Raw genomic sequence first — 17,216 nt, 5'->3', positions numbered from 1 at the left:
AAATAGTGGGTATCTATATTTTATTCAGAAATGAGATGTTGTTAAGAATTTGAATTCGTTTGTCTTACTGCAAAATTATAAAGCGGATCTCTAAGCTCAAAGTTATACGTAGAACCATCGACAAGCCCTACAACTTTATCGCTATCATAAAGGTCGAGCATAAATTGTGCCATTTGTTTTGCAGTGTGGAATTTCGGTACAACATTATCGTATTGGAATTCATCAATATCAAATGAGCGTTTCGCGAACTCTGTTTCAGTTGCAGCAGGAGCTAAAACTTTTGCTTGTAATTTTGCACCTTGTTCTTTCAGTTCGTGAGATAATCCTTCTGTAAATGCACTTACATAGAATTTTGTAGCGCAATACGTAACAGCATCAGCAACAATCGTATATCCACCGCCTGATGAAACGTTAATAAGCTGTGTTCCATCAACCATTGAATAATCCCGAACGAAAAGGGAAGAGAGTATTGTTAGTGCTTCTATATTTACATGCAACATTGTTTCTATTTTATTTAAATTTTGTTCAGCAATTGAGGCGAAATTCCCAAAACCTGCGTTGTTAATCCACGTTTCAATTTGAAAAGTTTGTAGGCTTTCATAAAGTTTATAAACATTTTCAGTGACGGATAAATCAGTTCTTCGAATGACAACATCCAACTCTGGATGCATTTCGTTAATTTTTAATTTTAATCCGTCTAATTCTTCTTGTCTTCGAGCTACAAGTATTAAATTTTTTCCGCGAGATGCAAAGGCTAAAGCCGATTCATAGCCAATTCCGGAACTAGCACCAGTAATAACAGTATATTTCATATAAAATCCCCCTAAGTTCAAATTAATTTAGTATGGTTAGATTTTATTTGTTAGAGTATACTCTAAGTCAAATGTTTTTTATACATTTAATAAAGCAGTCAAATATATGATGGTAAATGGCATGTGGAGGGAGTATGAGTATGTACACAATTAGCGAGGTAGCTAAATTATTAGGAGTGAGCACACATACATTACGTTATTATGAAAAAGAGAACATATTAATTGCAAATCGCGATACAAATGGGAATCGACTGTATGAAGAATCACATATAAAGTGGTTGCAGTTTGTAATGAAGTTAAAACAAACGCAAATGCCGATAGCGAAAATAAGAGAATACGCTAGATTATATACAGAAGGGGAGCATACAACCGAAGATCGTTTACAACTGTTAGAAAATCATAAAAAATCTATTCGAACTCAAAGAGAAAACTTAGAAATTACGGAGAAGATGCTCGAAAATAAAATTATTGCATACAAAGACTCGTTGAAAAATAAATAGATTAAAAAACACTCTGTTCCTTGTTATGTGATGAAAAATGGGTCTGATCTATGGGTATTTCACCATAGTGTGCCGACAAATAAAAAAGAGCAGTTAGCAAAAGCTAACTACTCTATTTAAGGGATCTCCAAGGGGGAATGGAGAAAATATTATGTTACTCTTATTATTAACAGATTATTGAGAAATATACAGGTAGAAATGAAATTTTTTCCTAAATGTATTTCGTTTCGTTTTTTATTATGTGGCGGTCCATATTCAGTATGAAAATTTACAGTTGACATATTGTGAATTGTTCACATACAATAGTAATGAATGACATTCAGTCATTTTAACTTTTGAAAGGGTGCTGATAATATATTTTTGGATGCATACAAGAAGGTTAGGGAAGACGATAATTCATTGATTAAGGATGTTAAAAGTACATTAAATAATTTTTGAATTTAGTTAGCTATGTAATGAAATAAATGATAAATGAGGATGATAGTTGCTTTTATATAGTAGTGATTGAAGAGTATATTTTTTTTAAAACGAAAATGACTGATAGTCAGTCATAAGAGGTGGTAAGTATGAAAAATAAAGCTTGGTTATATGTGATATTAACATGTATCTTTGAAATATTTTGGGTGTTCGGTTTTAATACAGCTCATACTTGGTGGCATTGGGTCATTATTGTAGGAGTTATTGCTGTTGATTTTCATTTTCTTTCTAAAGCGTGCGAACATCTTGCAACAGGGACTGTATATGCTGTGTTTGCCGGAGCTGGTACGGTAGGTACTTTCCTAATGGATGTATTCCTTTTCGGCGGCAGTTTCAGTGTAGGGAAACTATTCTTTATCGTGATGGTCGTAGCGGGTGTTATCGGTTTAAAACTGGCTGATAATAAAGAAGAAACCGCGGAAGAAATTGTGAAAGGAGCTGCTTAAAAATGGGTTGGATTTTCGTATTTTGTGCCGCAATTAGTGAAATAGTCGGTGTGATAGGCCTTAAAATGTATAGTAAAGATAAGACGTTAACAAATGGAGCGATTTATATAGGTGGATTTGCAATTTCCTTTGCATTCTTATACACATCTTTCTTGTTCTTACAAGTAAGTGTAGCTTATGCGGTTTGGATTGGCATTGGAACAGCAGGAGCTGTTTTATTAAATATGTTTCTGTTTGGTGAATCGAAAAGTAAGGCACGTTTGATTAGCGTAGCTCTTATCGTATGTGGAGTTACGGGATTAAAGGCTCTTTCATAAGAAAAGGATATTAAAGTTAAATCTCCTAACGATTTGTTGGGAGATTTTTATTATGAAAAGTACACGATAATTGACAGTACAGCTAGTTATTTTATAAAATGAGTGACAGTCATTCAATACGCGTGTGAAAGGGTTTAGATGATGAATAAAAAAGAAAAAATTGTCTATGCAGCTATTGAAGTGTTTCAGGAAAAAGGCGTTGAAAAAACGAAGATTTCTGACATCGTGAAATTGGCTGGCATTGCACAAGGAACTTTCTATTTATATTTTCCTTCTAAGTTATCTGTTATGCCTGCAATAGCAGAAGTGATGGTTGAGAAGATGATACTTGCAGTGAAAGAAAAAGTACAGAACGATGCACCTTTTTCAAGTAAAGTTGAGCAAGTAATAGATGCGGTATTTAACTTTATAGCTGAATATCGTGAAATACAAGCATTAATGTATGCGGGCCTTGCATCAACTGAACATATAAAAGAATGGGAAGCTGTATATGAGCCTCTTTATATATGGCTAAGTGACTTTTTAAGTGAGGCAAAAGAATCAGGTGAAATTCGTGATTCGGTTCACGCAGAGCGAACAGCGAAGTTATTTATCGCTCTTGTTGAATCAGCAGCGGAACAAGTTTATTTATATGATCATAAAGATGATGAGCAAGTTGAGCTACAAAAGGCAGAAGTACTAGATTTTTTAACACATGCACTACATATAAAGAAGTAGTAAGGTGAACCTGTCTGAAAAGGTAGGTTCATTTCTGCGAAAAACTGAATGATAGTCATTCACCCTGTATTTATGTATGTGTGGAAGGATAGAGTGAAATTCTAATGAGTGGGGGATCTTTACTCAGTATGAGCCCACAAATAGCAGGATAAAGAAAAAGCTTCTTGGGCATTATTTTTTGAGAGGAACTTACGGGAAGAGGTGTTAAAAATTGAAGAAACCGATAAAAGAACAAAAGATGGTATTGATCATTCTTTTGAGTAATATATTTATCGCTTTTTTAGGGATTGGGTTAATTATTCCGGTTATGCCATCCTTTATGAATGATATGAATTTAACAGGAAAGACGATGGGCTATCTCGTTGCAGTATTTGCAATGGCTCAGCTCATTACGTCACCTATTACAGGCCGGTGGGTCGACCTTTACGGTAGGAAGAAAATGATCATCATTGGATTATTTATTTTTGGTGTTTCAGAACTTCTTTTTGGATTAGGAAAAGATGTGTGGATGCTTTATGCAGCACGGGTGTTAGGCGGAATTAGTGCTGCGTTTATTATGCCGGGTGTTACGGCATATGTTGCGGATATTACATCTATTCAGGAACGTCCAAAGGCGATGGGCTATCTTTCAGCAGCTATCAGCACTGGATTTATTATAGGGCCTGGAATCGGCGGGTTTATTGCAGAATACGGTATACGTGTGCCGTTTTTCGTTGCAGCAGCAATTGCCTTTATAGCATGTATAATTTCCATCTTTATTTTGAAAGAGCCGTTAACGAAAGAAGAGCTTGCAGAGATTTCTGCTAATACGAAGGAATCAAGCTTTATTGGGGATTTAAAGAAATCATTACATCCAATGTATGCAATCGCATTTATTATTGTATTTGTACTCGCATTCGGATTATCGGCATATGAAACTGTGTTTAGTCTGTTTTCTGATCATAAGTTTGGTTTCACACCGAAAGATATTGCTGCAATTATTACGATTAGCTCCATCTTTGGAGTAGTTGTGCAAGTATTTATGTTTGGCAAATTGGTCGACATGTTCGGTGAAAAAGTGTTAATTCAAATATGTTTAATTGTAGGTGCAGTATTAGCATTCGTTTCAACTGTAGTCTTTAATTATTGGATTGTACTTCTCGTTACTTGCTTCATTTTCCTAGCATTTGATTTACTTCGTCCAGCTTTAACGACGTTTTTATCAAAAGCAGCTGGAAAAGAGCAAGGATTCGTTGCTGGTATGAACTCGACTTATACGAGTTTAGGAAATATCGCAGGACCAGCGATGGGCGGAATATTATTTGATATAAACATTAATTATCCATATGCATTTTCAGGTGTTGTTTTAATAGTTGGTCTCGGCATTACATTTATGTGGAGAGAGAAACAGCTAGCTCAAAGTTTTGCGAAGTAATAAAACCCCTTACGACGGTAAGGGGTTTTTGTTTTATAAACTTAATCCAAACCGCTTTAATTCAATAAAAATCCCCTCTAATTGCTTTCCTTTATCCGTTAAAGTGTACTCTACACGAGGCGGAACTTCTGGATATACTTTTCTCGTTATAATTTCTTGTGCTTCCAATTCTTTTAGGCGAAGTGATAATGTTTTCGGACTAATCCCGTCCATTGATTTTTGTAAATCACTAAAGCGTAATGTTCCTTCGATAAGAAGGTCGCGAATAATTAAAAACGTCCATTTTGTACTAATTACGTCAAGTGTTTTAGCGATAGGACAAGGTATGCCTGGTAAACCTTTTGTTAATACAACTGGATCTATATTGGTCATGGAAATAGCCTCCATAAAAATTTTTTGAATGAATTTGCTTTATAGTATCACAAAACTATACTTTTGGTAACTATATGAAAAAAATATCACTACTTCCATAAAGGAAGTTAGTGCATATACAATAGCAATACGAAATACAAAGGGTTTGTATGAGGAGGTGATTTCCATGAGTATAAAAAAGTTGTTTGGGTTCTTTAGTTTTTTTGTCATTTGTATTGTGCTTGTAGCATGTAGTGGTGAGCAAAAAACTGAAATTCAGTTATTAAAGGAAATGCCGAAGCCAAAAGCAATGACAATTGATCCTTCACTAAATAAAAAGGAAGCGACAGAAAGAGTTCATGCAGCGCAGCGTTTTTATGCATTTTGGGATACAGGTAAAGAGGAGCTTATTCCGCAGACTGTTACGGAAAATTTTTTCGATAATACACTGCCGAAAGGGCGACCACAAGGCACTGAAGGATTAAAGTTTGCAGCACAAAATTTTCGCAAAGTCGTTCCTGATATACATTGCGAGATTGAAGATCTATTAGTTGCTGGTGATAAAGTAACGGCTCGTCTTTCCTTTACAGGAACTCATAATGATAAGAAAATCAATTTTTTTGCAATTGATATTTTGCATGTGAAGGACGGCAAGATAACGGAAGATTGGCATTTAGAAGATAATCTTACGCTGAAGCAGCAACTGGGCTTAATAGCTGAAGAATAGATCATATAGGGGAGAGAAAAGTGATGAAAAATATATTGATTATAAATGGACATGAAAAATACGGTACGAAAGAAGGACGATTAAATAGAACGTTAGTTGATTATATGGTAACTGTATTAAGTGAGAATCATCATGTGAAAACAACAACGATTCAAGATGGATATAGTATTAAGGACGAACAAGAGAAGTTTTTATGGGCCGATGTTGTAATTTATCAAACACCAATTTATTGGTTTAGTGTTCCTGGATTATTTAAAACGTATATGGATGAAGTGTATGAATATGGCTTGTTCTTTAAAGGTGCAGATGAATATGGAACAGGCGGTTTATTAAAAGAGAAGCAGTATATGTTTTCTACAACTTGGAACGCACCTGAAAAAGCATTCGGAGATAAGACGAAGTTCTTTGAAGGAGAAAGTTTAGAATCAGCACTTAGTCATTTACATCGTGCGCAGAAGTTTCTTGGCATGAGTCCGTTAAAGAGTTTTGCTTGTTATGATGTGGTGAAGAATCCTACAATTGAGCAATTTTTATTGAACTTGAAAGATCACTTAGATGGAGTAATTAAATAATAGTTTGTATCTGTATGTGAAGAAGGTACTACTAAGGATGTAGTACCTTCTCTTTCATGAAATACGTTGAAAGTCTTTACTTATACAGGACTGTTTTAGTTTTTTTGATTTGATTAAATGTTTAATATCAGAGATGTTATCGTATGAAAGCTGAGTATGAAAATAGTTAATGTACTCAAGTAATGCAAAAATATAAATAAATAGAGGGAATGATACCCCGCCTAAAGGTAAGTGGGGATACCATATTACAAAATCAATAGTAAACGTAATAAATCCCGTGATAAGTAATGCTATATTTATCTTTTTAAGTATTTTTAAATATTGAATCAACCTAATAGGCGTAACAGATGTTTTCTCTTTTTTTAGTCGTTTCCACTTTACGTACCAGTAAATTATTCCTTGTAATAAGATAAACTCTAAAAGAAGAAATGCGACCCAGAAAGAATATAGGGAATATAAATGTAACGTAGGATAAGCATAATTAAGTAAGTAACTTGTGAAAATAAAAGTAATGACTGAAAATAACTCACCTGTGTATAGATAGGAAAGTCTTTTTTCTAGAGTGCGTTTCATGGTTTTTCTCCTTTTTATAGAGACTCACATTTTAAAACGTAGATGGCTGTATCCATAACTTCGCAAAATTTGCCCAACCGAATGAATCAATTGTTACATTTTTTAAAGAAGAAGGATATGTTTTTCTTTTTAGAACGTGATAGTTAAATAAAATGATGTGATCCACTTGTAAAAACTCTTCAATTTCATACATGAGCTTATACCGTTTTTCTTTATTTTCTTCTAATAAAAAGGTATCAAGTAAACAATTAATTTGTTTTGCATAGTGTGGGTCCATGAACCGATTTACGAAACAACTTTTATTTTTAAATACATTTAAAAATGCAAGTTCATGATCAGCAGCAAATACTTCCCCCATGAAAATAATATCGGCATGTTTATCGATAGAACGATCCATATAATCTGAAACGAGAAATGGGTGAAGTTCTACGTGTATTCCTAATTGTCCGCAGCGTTCCTTTAGGAAATGTGCGTCATTTGCACTATCTTTAAAGGCGAAGAAATAAATATGTATCGTTTCTCCGTTATAGGTGCTCTTTTTTAAATACTCTCTCGCCTTTTCTAAAGAGTAAGATCTTTTAGAAGCTTGGCGACTTCGTTCAGGGAAAAAGCTTGATGCAGCAATTGTTCGTCTACCCTCTATGCTATGAAGTATCGTTTCAACGTCATATAGTTCTCTCCAAGCTTTTCGAAAGTGAATGTCGTGATGAGGACCAGGTTTTGTAAAGTTGAAGCCAGCATAAATACAACCTATTTCTTCTATTTGTATATCATGCCTTTCATTTTCCTTTTCATTTGGCAGTTCATAATCAGCATCTATTTGCACATGATCAGGAATACCCCAAAATTCAATACGGTCTAATAACGCGCGCTCTTTAAAATAATGGTTGAACGCTTCGAGTACGATATTGTCTTCAGAGTAATGAGCAAGTTTGAAAGGTCCAGTACCTACATAATGATGATTTTGAATGACTGCATCATGTGGCAAAATAGCTAGTTGCATGGAACTCACATAGTGTAAGAAAAATAAGTTGGGTTTTGCTAAATGGAATCGAATTTGCAGTGGTGATGGTGTTTCAATTTGAACAATTTCTTCTGTTAACCATTCGAAAGGAGAGTGAACTTGCTTTAATCGTTCAAATGAAAATTGTACATCTTTAGAAGTTAAAACTGTTTCGTTATGAAAATATATATCTTTTCGTAAATAAAAGGTCCACGTAAGCCCGTCTGCACTTAATTCCCACGTATGTGCAATGTGTGGCTCCATTTTTTCAGTAACATCGTTATAAACGACTAACGTGTCAAAAATTTGACTCGTAAGATGGCTCTCCGTAGTTACAGCCACAAAAGCCGGATCTAATGGGAATATCTTTCTTGATATAGGAATCTTTAATATGTCATACATATCATTTGAAGGTTCGTATCCAAAATGATGATGTAGTTTATTTTCTATCTTTTTTTGAAGTGCAAGAGGAAGGGGTTCTTTTAAAAGAAGAAAGACATCTTTTAATTTTTCTTGCGCTAATAGTTCATCTGTATAGGATTCAATCGCTTCTAGGAAACTATGTGCAAATAAAATTTCCGTTTTATTCCCGCGGCCTCGCCCTGGAGTCCAGTGAATTAATTGTTCCTCGCTCATTTTCTTTAATAAAATTTTTACGTTTTTCGTACTGCAATATAAAACATCAGCTAATTCTTGTAAGCTATTTCGGATATGTTGTTGGTCTTGTGCATGTAATCTTAAACGAATGTAATAGTCCATAATTTTCATATATACACTTCCTTCTTTCATAAAAGGGGAAACTCTTTAGAATATTCTAACCTTTTTCTTCCTCTTTTTCAAAGTAAAATAAGTAAGCATAAGGAGGGGGAAACAATGGGGTTTTGGAGTATGCACCGAAATATAAAAATTAGAATTATAACTTCGTTTTTAACACGTACTGTGTCCACAATGATTTTTCCATTTATGGCAATTTACTTTTCAATAAAGTTAGGTAGTGCGATGGCTGGGGCTTTACTACTTATTAATGTAATAGCTTCATTAGTAATTGGTTTATACGGTGGATATGTTGGAGATCGGCTCGGTCGTAAAAAAGTAATGATTATCGGCCAAAGTATACAAGTCGTTTCCATTGCTTGTATGGGAATTGCAAACTCAGATTATGTAGATTCACCGTGGCTAACATTTGTGTTTATGTTAGTGAATAGTTTAGGATCTGGACTTATGAATCCAGCGACGGAAGCGATGTTAATAGATGTGAGTACACCTGAAAATCGAAAAGTGATGTACAGCATTAACTACTGGGCTATTAACTTATCAATTGCGATTGGAGCAATATTTGGCGGATTACTATTTGAGAACTATAGATTGCAGCTGTTTATCGGATTAACAGTTATTGCCGTTATTACTTTATATGTGATGGCTGTATATATGGAAGAAGTGTATGTCGCACGAAAAACGGTGGAGAAGAAAAATGTATTAAAAGATATGGCGGACAGTTATAAAGTCGTGATGAAAGATAGAGCGTTTTTAATTTTTTGCGCAGCAAGTATATGTACATTATCTTTAGAGTTTCAAATTAATAATTATTTAGGGATACGTTTGCAGAAGGAATTTGAAACGGTGCACTTTTTATTCGGGAATGGTTTTACGTTTGATTTAACAGGTATTCGAATGCTGAGCTGGATATCGGCGGAAAATACAATTTTGGTTGTGTTATGTTCAGCACTTCTTATTAAAATGCTGAAAAGCTTCAACGATTTGAAAATTTTATATGTAGGCTTATTCATTTATACAATTGGATTTACAATACTCGGAACGAGCAATAGCTTATGGATCTTATTAATCGCAGGGCTTTTCCAAACTGTAGGAGAGATGATGTATGTGCCGGTTCGTCAATCTATAATGGCGGACATGGTGCCGGATGAGGCGAGAGGTTCTTATATGGCGATAAACGGAATGGTCTTTCAAGTGGCGAAAATGAACGGTGCATTAGGTGTTATGCTAGGCTCGTTTATTGCATCTTGGGGCATGAGTGCTCTGTACTTTATTGTTGGTATGAGCAGTATTTTATTATTTATGAAGGCAATTGGGAAAGAGAAGTATGAGGATGAGAGGGAGGTTTCTCAGATTGGATAAAACTATATAAAAAGCGAACGAACTGGACTCGCTTTTTATATAATTTTTAAAACGGATCAACTTCAGCTAAGTTTGGAGTGGTACTAGGCTGTAGCAAAAGGTTTTTTAACGTTCCTACTTCAGAAAGTGCTACTAATATGTAGCCACTAATCAGTACAATAAGCCCAATGACGCGTAACGTTTGTAAGCTTACTTCACGATTATTCGTTTCCGTTGGATTTGGGGGCGTTGAAGGTGGATTGTTATTCATAAATAAGGCTCCCATCTTTTGTATTTATATATGTGTAAAAGCATGATTTAACTTATGGATAGGAATTATATAGTTATTTTCACTATATGAGAACTGCCTATGAAAAGTGATTAGAAATTTTGGGACGAAAAAAGAGGCTGTCTCAAAAAATCATTAAAGATGAAGAAATGTTTCATATGGTGTTAATTTTGTTTTTTACAAATAAAAAGGTTAACCAAAGTAGTTATTTAGCTACATTGGTTAACCTCTAATAATTATCCTAATATACGCAACGATTCTTCAATAAACGCTGGAATGTCCTCTGGTTGTCTACTTGTTACTAGCTGATTTTGGCATACAACCACTTCTTTATCATGAAAATTTCCACCGGCATTTTTCAAATCGACCTCAATGGATTTATATCCAGTCACATCGCGTCCTTCAAGTGTTTGTGCAGTGATGAGTAATTGGGGGCCGTGACAAATAGCAAAAACAGGTTTTTTCGCATCCATAAATGCTTTGCTAAAGCGAACAAAACGTTCATCTGCACGAAGTATATCTGGGGAAAATCCGCCTGGTATAAAGAGGGCATCAAAGTTCTCTGGAGAAACATCATCAATACTTTTATCAATCACGAGTTCACTTTTTCCTTGTTTACCGTGTACCGTTTTACCTTTTTCCATTTCAATAGTTGTTAATTTGTATCCCTTTTGATTAAAAGCTTCTACTGGCTCTGTGTATTCTGTGTCCTCGAAATAATCCGTTATTAAAATAGCAATTTTTTTACTCATTGCAATCAGCTCCTTATATTATATAATCGGTTCCAGAATTGTCCTTGAGCAACGCCTTTTATAAAGTGAAACTTTAATTCATATTTTTTCATTCCCTCCAGTTCCTTTGCCCTGTTAATTTAATAAATACCCTTTTTATTAGGACGTAAACATGTATTATCATTTTTGTATGTAAAAATCATAAAATATCGGTTGTTTCAGTGATTCTTGTTTGGGGAAGAAAAATAAAAAAGCCAAGGAGATAATTTATTTTCTCCTTGGCTTTTAAGATAATTCTTTTCGTTAAAACGAAGAAACGCGTTGCTTCGTTTTTGGTACAATAATAAATTTGATCCAAAGTACTCCGATTACCATAATAATCAAAGCATGTAGTAATTGTCCTGTGGCAATGAGTATAATACTTGAAAATACAATGAGTTGAATGCTTAGCAATATAAAGATTAAGCGGAGAAATTGATTCATTCGTTTTTCAGTATCAATTGGATATAATGCTACAATAATATTTCCTGAAAAATATTTCCACAGAGAACGAAGCTGCATAGAAATCATATATAGGACGATATAAGCGATAGCGCCTTTTACATATATATTCGGAATGAAATATAGAGCGAAAGCACCGATCAACCCTAAGCGAATATATATACCGAAATAATCATTACCGCGTAAAAATGCTAGTGTATGTAAATAGAAGAAAGTTGCTCGTTTTTTATGTAATAAAGGTTCAATCCAATTTGTAAGCCATTTTCTTTTATTTACTTGCTTATTCAGTTGCGGAACATCGGTGAAAATGCTAGCAAATTGATAGAAACGAACGTCCATTTTTTCTTCTTGTTCGATTATGTAATCCCACGGTATTCGTTTGGTAGGTTGTTTCTTCGTGTATAGAAGCAGGAAAGCAAGAAGTAAGAGTAGTCCGCATAATACGATCACATTTGCAGTATAAAACAGCATGTAAATGATCAGGGCGTTACAAGCAATGCGAATGATAAACCATATGCTTTTTTCATAACTATCACGCCACATCCAGTGTATGTATATGTTCCACGCTTTCGTAATCATTAAAACGATAAAGATTGTACATAAGAACGGTACAGTTAATTGTAATGATTGCATGGCAAGCGGTACGAGAATAAGGAACGTAAATAATAAAGGGAAAAGCTGAATGATGTAATTATATAGAAGAGATTTTTTAAAATAAGATGTTAATTTCTCTTCTAATGCAAGTAAATAGACAGCATCCGGTTTTTGAATAAATGTGCGAATGGGACATCTCATTATAATAAATGTAAGAACGGTCGTTATGAGTATTAAAGATATTCCTTTAGAAGGAGATGTTTTTAGAAATTGAGCATAATAATATGCACCAACGCATGAAATAAAGATGAAGCTATATAGTAAACCGTTAATCATACGTGCAAAGTATGTAATGATATTTTGAATATGTTGTTGGAAGCGACTGCTCCATAGTGATTCGATTGACATGTCTTTCACCTCTTTGTTCTATTATATATGTTTTATAAAAGAAAAAACGAGCAAATTGCGTTATGCAACTTGCTCGTTTTTCTTTTCGTTATTTTTTTTCTGATCACGATTCATTAATGGATAGAAAGCAAAGCCAATTGCGAATAAACCGATTCCGAGAAGGAACGTTTTTATATCGGATGCGCCGGTTTTAATAACCCATAGTGCATAGCAAAGTGCGATAACTGCGACTATACCATCTGTAATTCTTGCCCGCATTTCATTTTTATATGTTTCACCAGTTGCGACTAGTTTTAACTGGAAGATTGGTGAAACGAGATATGGAATGAGGTAGGCCAGTGTTGATACGGTAATAACGAATGTATAAGCTTCCGCAATTGTTCCTGATAATGTTGAGAATAAGAACACTTGCGACATAATGTTTGTTAATCGTAGTGAATGAATTGGACTACCTTTTTTATTTGTTTTTGCGAAGAAGGAAGGGAAGAAACCTTCTTTTGCTGCTTGATAAGGTACTTCTGAGCTTAATAAAATCCAACCTAATATTGAACCGAATAGGGAAGTAAGAGCAAGTAATGCCATAAGTTTCCCGCCCCCGTGACCCATTGCAGCGTTTAATGCATCTGCTAATGGACGTTCAGAAGCTTGTAATTTATCAACGTGAAGTACACCCATTGTTAAAATTGTAATTCCTAAATAAATTGCAACTGTTATTAATAAACCAGCAACAGTCGCGCGTTTTACCGTTTTGGGAGAAGTAGCTCGGTTTGATAAAAGAACCGCTGATTCAATCCCAATAAATGCCCAAAGCGTTGTAAGGGCCGCTAAATTTACTTGTGAAAGGAGACCGTGTGATACGCCTTCTTTATCGATCATCGGTGTGTACCATTGTCCAAACTTTGAAGCTTCGAACGCAAATAACGTAACGACAATGAATAGAAGGAATCCAGTTACTTTCGTTGTTGTTGCTAAGAAGTTTAGTTTCCCAGCTCCGCTTACACCGTTTGTTAATATTAAATGAGTTCCCCAAAGTAAGACGGAACAAATAGTAAATGTAATGAGCTTTCCAACTTCTATATCGAACGAGCCGATTGAAAATAATAGTCGCGTATCTTTCATAATCGGGAAGAAGAGTGATAAATATCCCGCGAAAGATGTAATGATGGCAACGTTACTTGCCCAGTTTGCAACCCAATATCCCCATACCATACTGAAACCAGCCATTTTCTTTCTTTTTGGTGTTGAGAATAAAGCATATGCATGACTTTGTGGTCCCGTTGTTAAATCAGGACGACGAATTGCTAAATTACCGAAAACAAGAGCTAGCATTAAAACACCAAACCCTGTTGTTAACCAAGCTAAAGTGACACCGAGTGGGCTTGCTGTTTGTGCTAACGTACTTGGCACCATGAAAATACCAGCGCCAACCATGTTACCGACAACGAAAGCTGTTAGTACCCAAAAGCCCCATTTTTTTTGTTGCATAGAAAATACCTCCAAAGTTAGTATAACCAAGTCAAGCGAGGAGATATGTATGTCTTCCAGATAAGGAAGAGAAGGTCCAAACAAAACAAAAAAAGCACGTAATCTGCCGCTACATGCTTTCTATCTTATAAGAAACCCACGACATACCTCTCGATAGCTCTCCACAAACGAAACGTTTGTGACAGTTCTGCACTTATTAAATGCAGACCCAGCAAGCGTGCATGGTGGACACGACTTACTTCGGCAATCATTCCTTTCTCATTTCTTCATCAATGCCACTACATCTCCTGAAATGATACTCTTAATGACTGCAACCTCTACCTCACCGAGATACGAATGAGGATTTAAATATTAAATTAACGTATTTAAGAGTAACAAATGTATTTTTATACGTCAATGGATATAGTAATAATCAGATTATAGAGAAGAGTTCGTTATTGAGAGGTTGGAGGGTTTGAGATGGATTCATTGAATAAATTCCAATAAGGAATTTACTTTTAATGGGAATGGGGATTGTTTAAATGATACGTGCTTATAGTGAAAAAGAAGATCGGATCGGGACATTGAATTTAATAAAAAGTATGGGGACAGAAGAAGAGATAGGTTCTTTAGATGATATTGTATCGAACTCCACGCATTTTCTTTTATATAACCAAAATGGGATTGAAGGATTCGCGTATTCATCCTTTTATACAAATAGTAATGGAGAGTCTATTGGTCAAATAAGTGTGTATGTGGAACCTGGTTCTCGCTTGAAAGGTATTGGTTCTGGATTATACAAGGCAATAGAAGATTTAATTTCTAAAATAAAACCGGATTTTGTGTGCACTTATATGAGAATAGAATCAGAAAATTGTATTGGTTTTGCTAAGAAAATGGGATTTGAAAGATGGTGGGGATCGCTTGAATTGATATATAAGGGAGGGAGTTTTCCTAAAACCGATCTCAAGTTTATTAAGTATGAAGATATATTTTTTAACCAGTTTGTAACAATGGTACAGGAATGTTATTACGAATTGCATGAAAGGAATGATATGAAGCCGTATCTTGCCTCGGAAGATAGTATAAAGAAATACAAATTGAACAATGAAAGTAATGTGTATGTAGCTTTAGAAAATGAGCAGCTAGTTGCATCAGTTACAGTAGGGGAAGGGACAATAGAGAATTTAATAGTTGCACAAAGTCATCAAGGAAATGGATATGGGCGTAAAGCTTTACAATTTGGTATGAACAAGTTGTTAGAAGGCGGGTATGAAGATATTAGACTCTGTTATATAGAAGGAAATGAAAGTGCTGAGAGGTTATACAAATCTGTAGGGTTTAAGCCGTTTCATAATACGCAGGTGTATCGGAAATTTAAAAAGCAGCTGATCTAAATACTAGATCAGCTGCTACATATAAGATTAAACTAAGTTTAATACAGTTACTTTTTCACGTGTCATAGACTCAAGGCTCTTGCGAATACCTTGTGCGCCCATACCTGAACCTTTTACACCGATGAATGGGAAGTGGTCAGGGCCGCGCTCTGTGCGTCCGTTAATTTGAACAGAACCAGTTTCGATTTTGTTAGCAATTGCAAATGCTTTGTTAATGTCTTTTGTGAAGACACTTGCTTGCAGACCGAACTCTGATTTGTTAGCAATTTCAATCGCTTGTTCGTCAGAAGAAACACGGATGATTGGAAGGATTGGGCCAAATGGCTCTTCCCAAGCAACTTTCATTTCTTCTGTTACGTGGTCGATTAATGTTGGGTAAATTAAGTTGCGCTCACGTTTGTTACCGATAACGATTGTTGCACCTTTTTCAACAGCGTCGTCAACTAAGCCTTGAACGAAGTCAGCAGATTTATCGTCGATTAATGGAACGATTGTGCTGTCTTGTTCTGGAGATCCAACTGATAGTTCAGCTACTTGCGCTTTTAGTAAGCTAACAAGCTCGTCTGCTACGTTTTCGTGTACAAGTACACGTTTAATAGCTGTACAACGTTGACCAGAGTAAGAGAATGCACCGCTTACGATGTGGTTTGCAGCATCTTGTAAGTCAGCATCTTCACGAACGATACCAGGGTCTTTACCACCAAGTTCTAATACAAGTGGAATCATTGCAGCTTTTTTCGCTAAATGTTTACCTGTGTTTGTACCACCTGTGAACGATACCATATTGATGCCTTCGTGTTCTACTAAGTAGTCACCAATTACAGAACCGCGTCCTGTCGCTACGTTTACAAGACCTTTTGGAAGGCCAGCTTTATGAAGTGCTTCCACCATTTTAATACCGCTAATTGCACCTTGAGTTGCTGGTTTGAAAATAACAGCGTTACCCATAATTAATGCTGGTGCAAGTTTTGCAGCAGATAAGTTTACTGGATAGTTAAATGGTGCGATTGCTAATACAACACCAAGTGGTGCGCGTTGGATGATCGCAAGTTTAGACTTCGTTCCGCCAGGGAAGCTATCGCCCATCATGCTTTCTCCGTGCATATGTAAAGCTTCTTCAATTGTGTAACGAATGAAATCAGCTGTACGAACAACTTCTTTCTTCGCATCTTTATAACCTTTACCGACTTCTTTCATAATGATATCGGCAATTTCATCTTGCATATTTACGAGCTCATCAGCCCATTTATATAAATATTTTGCGCGATCTTGTAGAGAAGCTTCAGCCCATGATTTTTGAGCTTCTTTTGCAGATGCAATTGCTTCATCTACTTCTCCGCGAGTAATTGCTTGTACTTGACCAATTACTTCGTGTAAGTATGGAGATGGAATTTCGATTGTTTGACCTGAAGAGCTTTCTCTCCATTCTCCGTTTAAATAAAATTTGTACGTATTGCTAGTTGTCATGATTAGTCCTCCTAAAATAGCAACTTGTAAGAGTGAGTATAAGGTGATTGTAGGTGGTTTGATAATATTTTTCAAATGAAATGTTTGTGAAAACGATTTCTTATTATTTTTTTATTTTGTATGCCCTTTCTTACAGAAGATTCTCTTATTTCAAACGGATGTATCGTATTATGAATCCCCTTCATTTTCTTGTGATAAAAGATTATTTTATTCTATAGTTAAAAAAACAATTGACAGAATACTCAATAAAGTTGTAAGATTATAAATGGAAAATAAATGAAGGGGGTGTGCGTAATGATTGTAATCGTAAATGGAATGGGCTTAGCTCTGTTAAATGGCAG

Annotated in this window: 18 protein-coding genes and 1 riboswitch; of the genes, 9 read left to right on the top strand and 9 right to left on the bottom strand. The window is 35.3% G+C overall.

What is annotated here, in order from left to right; all coding sequences use genetic code 11:
- Positions 1-41 precede the first annotated feature (41 nt).
- Entirely contained in the window at positions 42-812 is a 771-nt protein-coding gene (locus tag Q3V31_RS22790; RefSeq protein WP_329767256.1) for an SDR family NAD(P)-dependent oxidoreductase, read from the bottom strand.
- Between the two features lie 140 nt (positions 813-952).
- On the opposite strand from Q3V31_RS22790, the gene Q3V31_RS22785 reads away from it, so the two are divergent.
- From Q3V31_RS22785 to Q3V31_RS22765, 5 genes are all read left to right on the top strand, one after another.
- A complete protein-coding gene (locus Q3V31_RS22785) occupies positions 953-1,312 on the top strand; it encodes a MerR family transcriptional regulator (protein ID WP_000288072.1) in 360 nt (119 codons plus the stop codon).
- Positions 1,313-1,878: 566 nt separating this feature from the next.
- Complete coding sequence (locus tag Q3V31_RS22780) at positions 1,879-2,235, top strand: DMT family transporter (RefSeq protein ID WP_000790622.1); 357 nt, start codon at positions 1,879-1,881, stop codon at positions 2,233-2,235.
- 2 nt (positions 2,236-2,237) lie between these two features.
- The gene (locus Q3V31_RS22775; RefSeq protein ID WP_000539703.1) at positions 2,238-2,552 is read left to right on the top strand and encodes a DMT family transporter; all 315 of its coding nucleotides are present in this window, start codon (positions 2,238-2,240) and stop codon (positions 2,550-2,552) included.
- Positions 2,553-2,690: 138 nt separating this feature from the next.
- Positions 2,691-3,269, top strand: a complete 579-nt coding sequence (locus Q3V31_RS22770; RefSeq protein ID WP_002100298.1) for a TetR/AcrR family transcriptional regulator — start codon at positions 2,691-2,693, stop codon at positions 3,267-3,269.
- Positions 3,270-3,480: 211 nt separating this feature from the next.
- A complete protein-coding gene (locus Q3V31_RS22765) occupies positions 3,481-4,683 on the top strand; it encodes an MFS transporter (RefSeq protein ID WP_329767255.1) in 1,203 nt (400 codons plus the stop codon).
- A 33-nt stretch (positions 4,684-4,716) separates the two neighbouring features.
- On the opposite strand, the gene Q3V31_RS22760 is transcribed toward Q3V31_RS22765, so the two are convergent.
- The gene (locus Q3V31_RS22760; protein ID WP_098323135.1) at positions 4,717-5,055 is read right to left on the bottom strand and encodes a winged helix-turn-helix transcriptional regulator; all 339 of its coding nucleotides are present in this window, start codon (positions 5,053-5,055) and stop codon (positions 4,717-4,719) included.
- A 166-nt stretch (positions 5,056-5,221) separates the two neighbouring features.
- Here Q3V31_RS22760 and Q3V31_RS22755 point away from each other — a divergent pair, with 166 nt between their 5' ends.
- Positions 5,222-5,761 carry an ester cyclase gene (locus tag Q3V31_RS22755; RefSeq protein ID WP_329767254.1) on the top strand — a complete coding sequence of 180 codons (540 nt, stop codon included), beginning with the start codon at positions 5,222-5,224 and terminating at the stop codon, positions 5,759-5,761.
- Between the two features lie 23 nt (positions 5,762-5,784).
- Complete coding sequence (locus Q3V31_RS22750) at positions 5,785-6,333, top strand: NAD(P)H-dependent oxidoreductase (RefSeq protein ID WP_044738395.1); 549 nt, start codon at positions 5,785-5,787, stop codon at positions 6,331-6,333.
- Positions 6,334-6,387: 54 nt separating this feature from the next.
- On the opposite strand, the gene Q3V31_RS22745 is transcribed toward Q3V31_RS22750, so the two are convergent.
- Together Q3V31_RS22745 and Q3V31_RS22740 are read right to left on the bottom strand one after the other, a co-directional pair.
- Positions 6,388-6,906, bottom strand: coding sequence for a general stress protein (locus Q3V31_RS22745; RefSeq protein WP_329767253.1), 519 nt, complete (start codon positions 6,904-6,906; stop codon positions 6,388-6,390).
- Between the two features lie 31 nt (positions 6,907-6,937).
- Complete coding sequence (locus tag Q3V31_RS22740; protein WP_329767252.1) at positions 6,938-8,677, bottom strand: SgrR family transcriptional regulator; 1,740 nt, start codon at positions 8,675-8,677, stop codon at positions 6,938-6,940.
- Between the two features lie 105 nt (positions 8,678-8,782).
- Between Q3V31_RS22740 and Q3V31_RS22735 the strand changes: the two genes are divergently transcribed.
- Positions 8,783-10,045: an MDR family MFS transporter gene (locus tag Q3V31_RS22735; RefSeq protein WP_000508229.1), complete on the top strand. Its 1,263-nt coding sequence runs from the start codon at positions 8,783-8,785 to the stop codon at positions 10,043-10,045.
- A 46-nt stretch (positions 10,046-10,091) separates the two neighbouring features.
- Here the strand turns inward: Q3V31_RS22735 and Q3V31_RS22730 are convergent, their stop codons facing one another.
- From Q3V31_RS22730 to Q3V31_RS22715, 4 genes are all read right to left on the bottom strand, one after another.
- Positions 10,092-10,295: a hypothetical protein gene (locus Q3V31_RS22730; RefSeq protein ID WP_016089175.1), complete on the bottom strand. Its 204-nt coding sequence runs from the start codon at positions 10,293-10,295 to the stop codon at positions 10,092-10,094.
- Between the two features lie 254 nt (positions 10,296-10,549).
- Positions 10,550-11,065: a type 1 glutamine amidotransferase domain-containing protein gene (locus tag Q3V31_RS22725; RefSeq protein ID WP_000037545.1), complete on the bottom strand. Its 516-nt coding sequence runs from the start codon at positions 11,063-11,065 to the stop codon at positions 10,550-10,552.
- A 282-nt stretch (positions 11,066-11,347) separates the two neighbouring features.
- A complete protein-coding gene (locus Q3V31_RS22720; RefSeq protein ID WP_090813995.1) occupies positions 11,348-12,547 on the bottom strand; it encodes an ABC transporter permease in 1,200 nt (399 codons plus the stop codon).
- 60 nt (positions 12,548-12,607) lie between these two features.
- Entirely contained in the window at positions 12,608-14,032 is a 1,425-nt protein-coding gene (locus Q3V31_RS22715; protein WP_001186323.1) for an amino acid permease, read from the bottom strand.
- 146 nt (positions 14,033-14,178) lie between these two features.
- Positions 14,179-14,360, bottom strand: a riboswitch (Lysine riboswitch).
- A gap of 193 nt (positions 14,361-14,553) precedes the next feature.
- Between Q3V31_RS22715 and Q3V31_RS22710 the strand changes: the two genes are divergently transcribed.
- Entirely contained in the window at positions 14,554-15,408 is an 855-nt protein-coding gene (locus Q3V31_RS22710) for a GNAT family N-acetyltransferase (RefSeq protein WP_329767251.1), read from the top strand.
- Positions 15,409-15,435: 27 nt separating this feature from the next.
- Here the strand turns inward: Q3V31_RS22710 and gapN are convergent, their stop codons facing one another.
- Positions 15,436-16,875, bottom strand: a complete 1,440-nt coding sequence (gene gapN, locus Q3V31_RS22705) for an NADP-dependent glyceraldehyde-3-phosphate dehydrogenase (RefSeq protein WP_000213651.1) — start codon at positions 16,873-16,875, stop codon at positions 15,436-15,438.
- Between the last annotated feature and the right edge of the window lie 341 nt (positions 16,876-17,216).

Source organism: Bacillus nitratireducens (assembly GCF_036320425.1).
Classification (GTDB): domain Bacteria; phylum Bacillota; class Bacilli; order Bacillales; family Bacillaceae_G; genus Bacillus_A; species Bacillus_A nitratireducens.
This window is presented reverse-complemented; position numbering and strand designations above follow the sequence as displayed.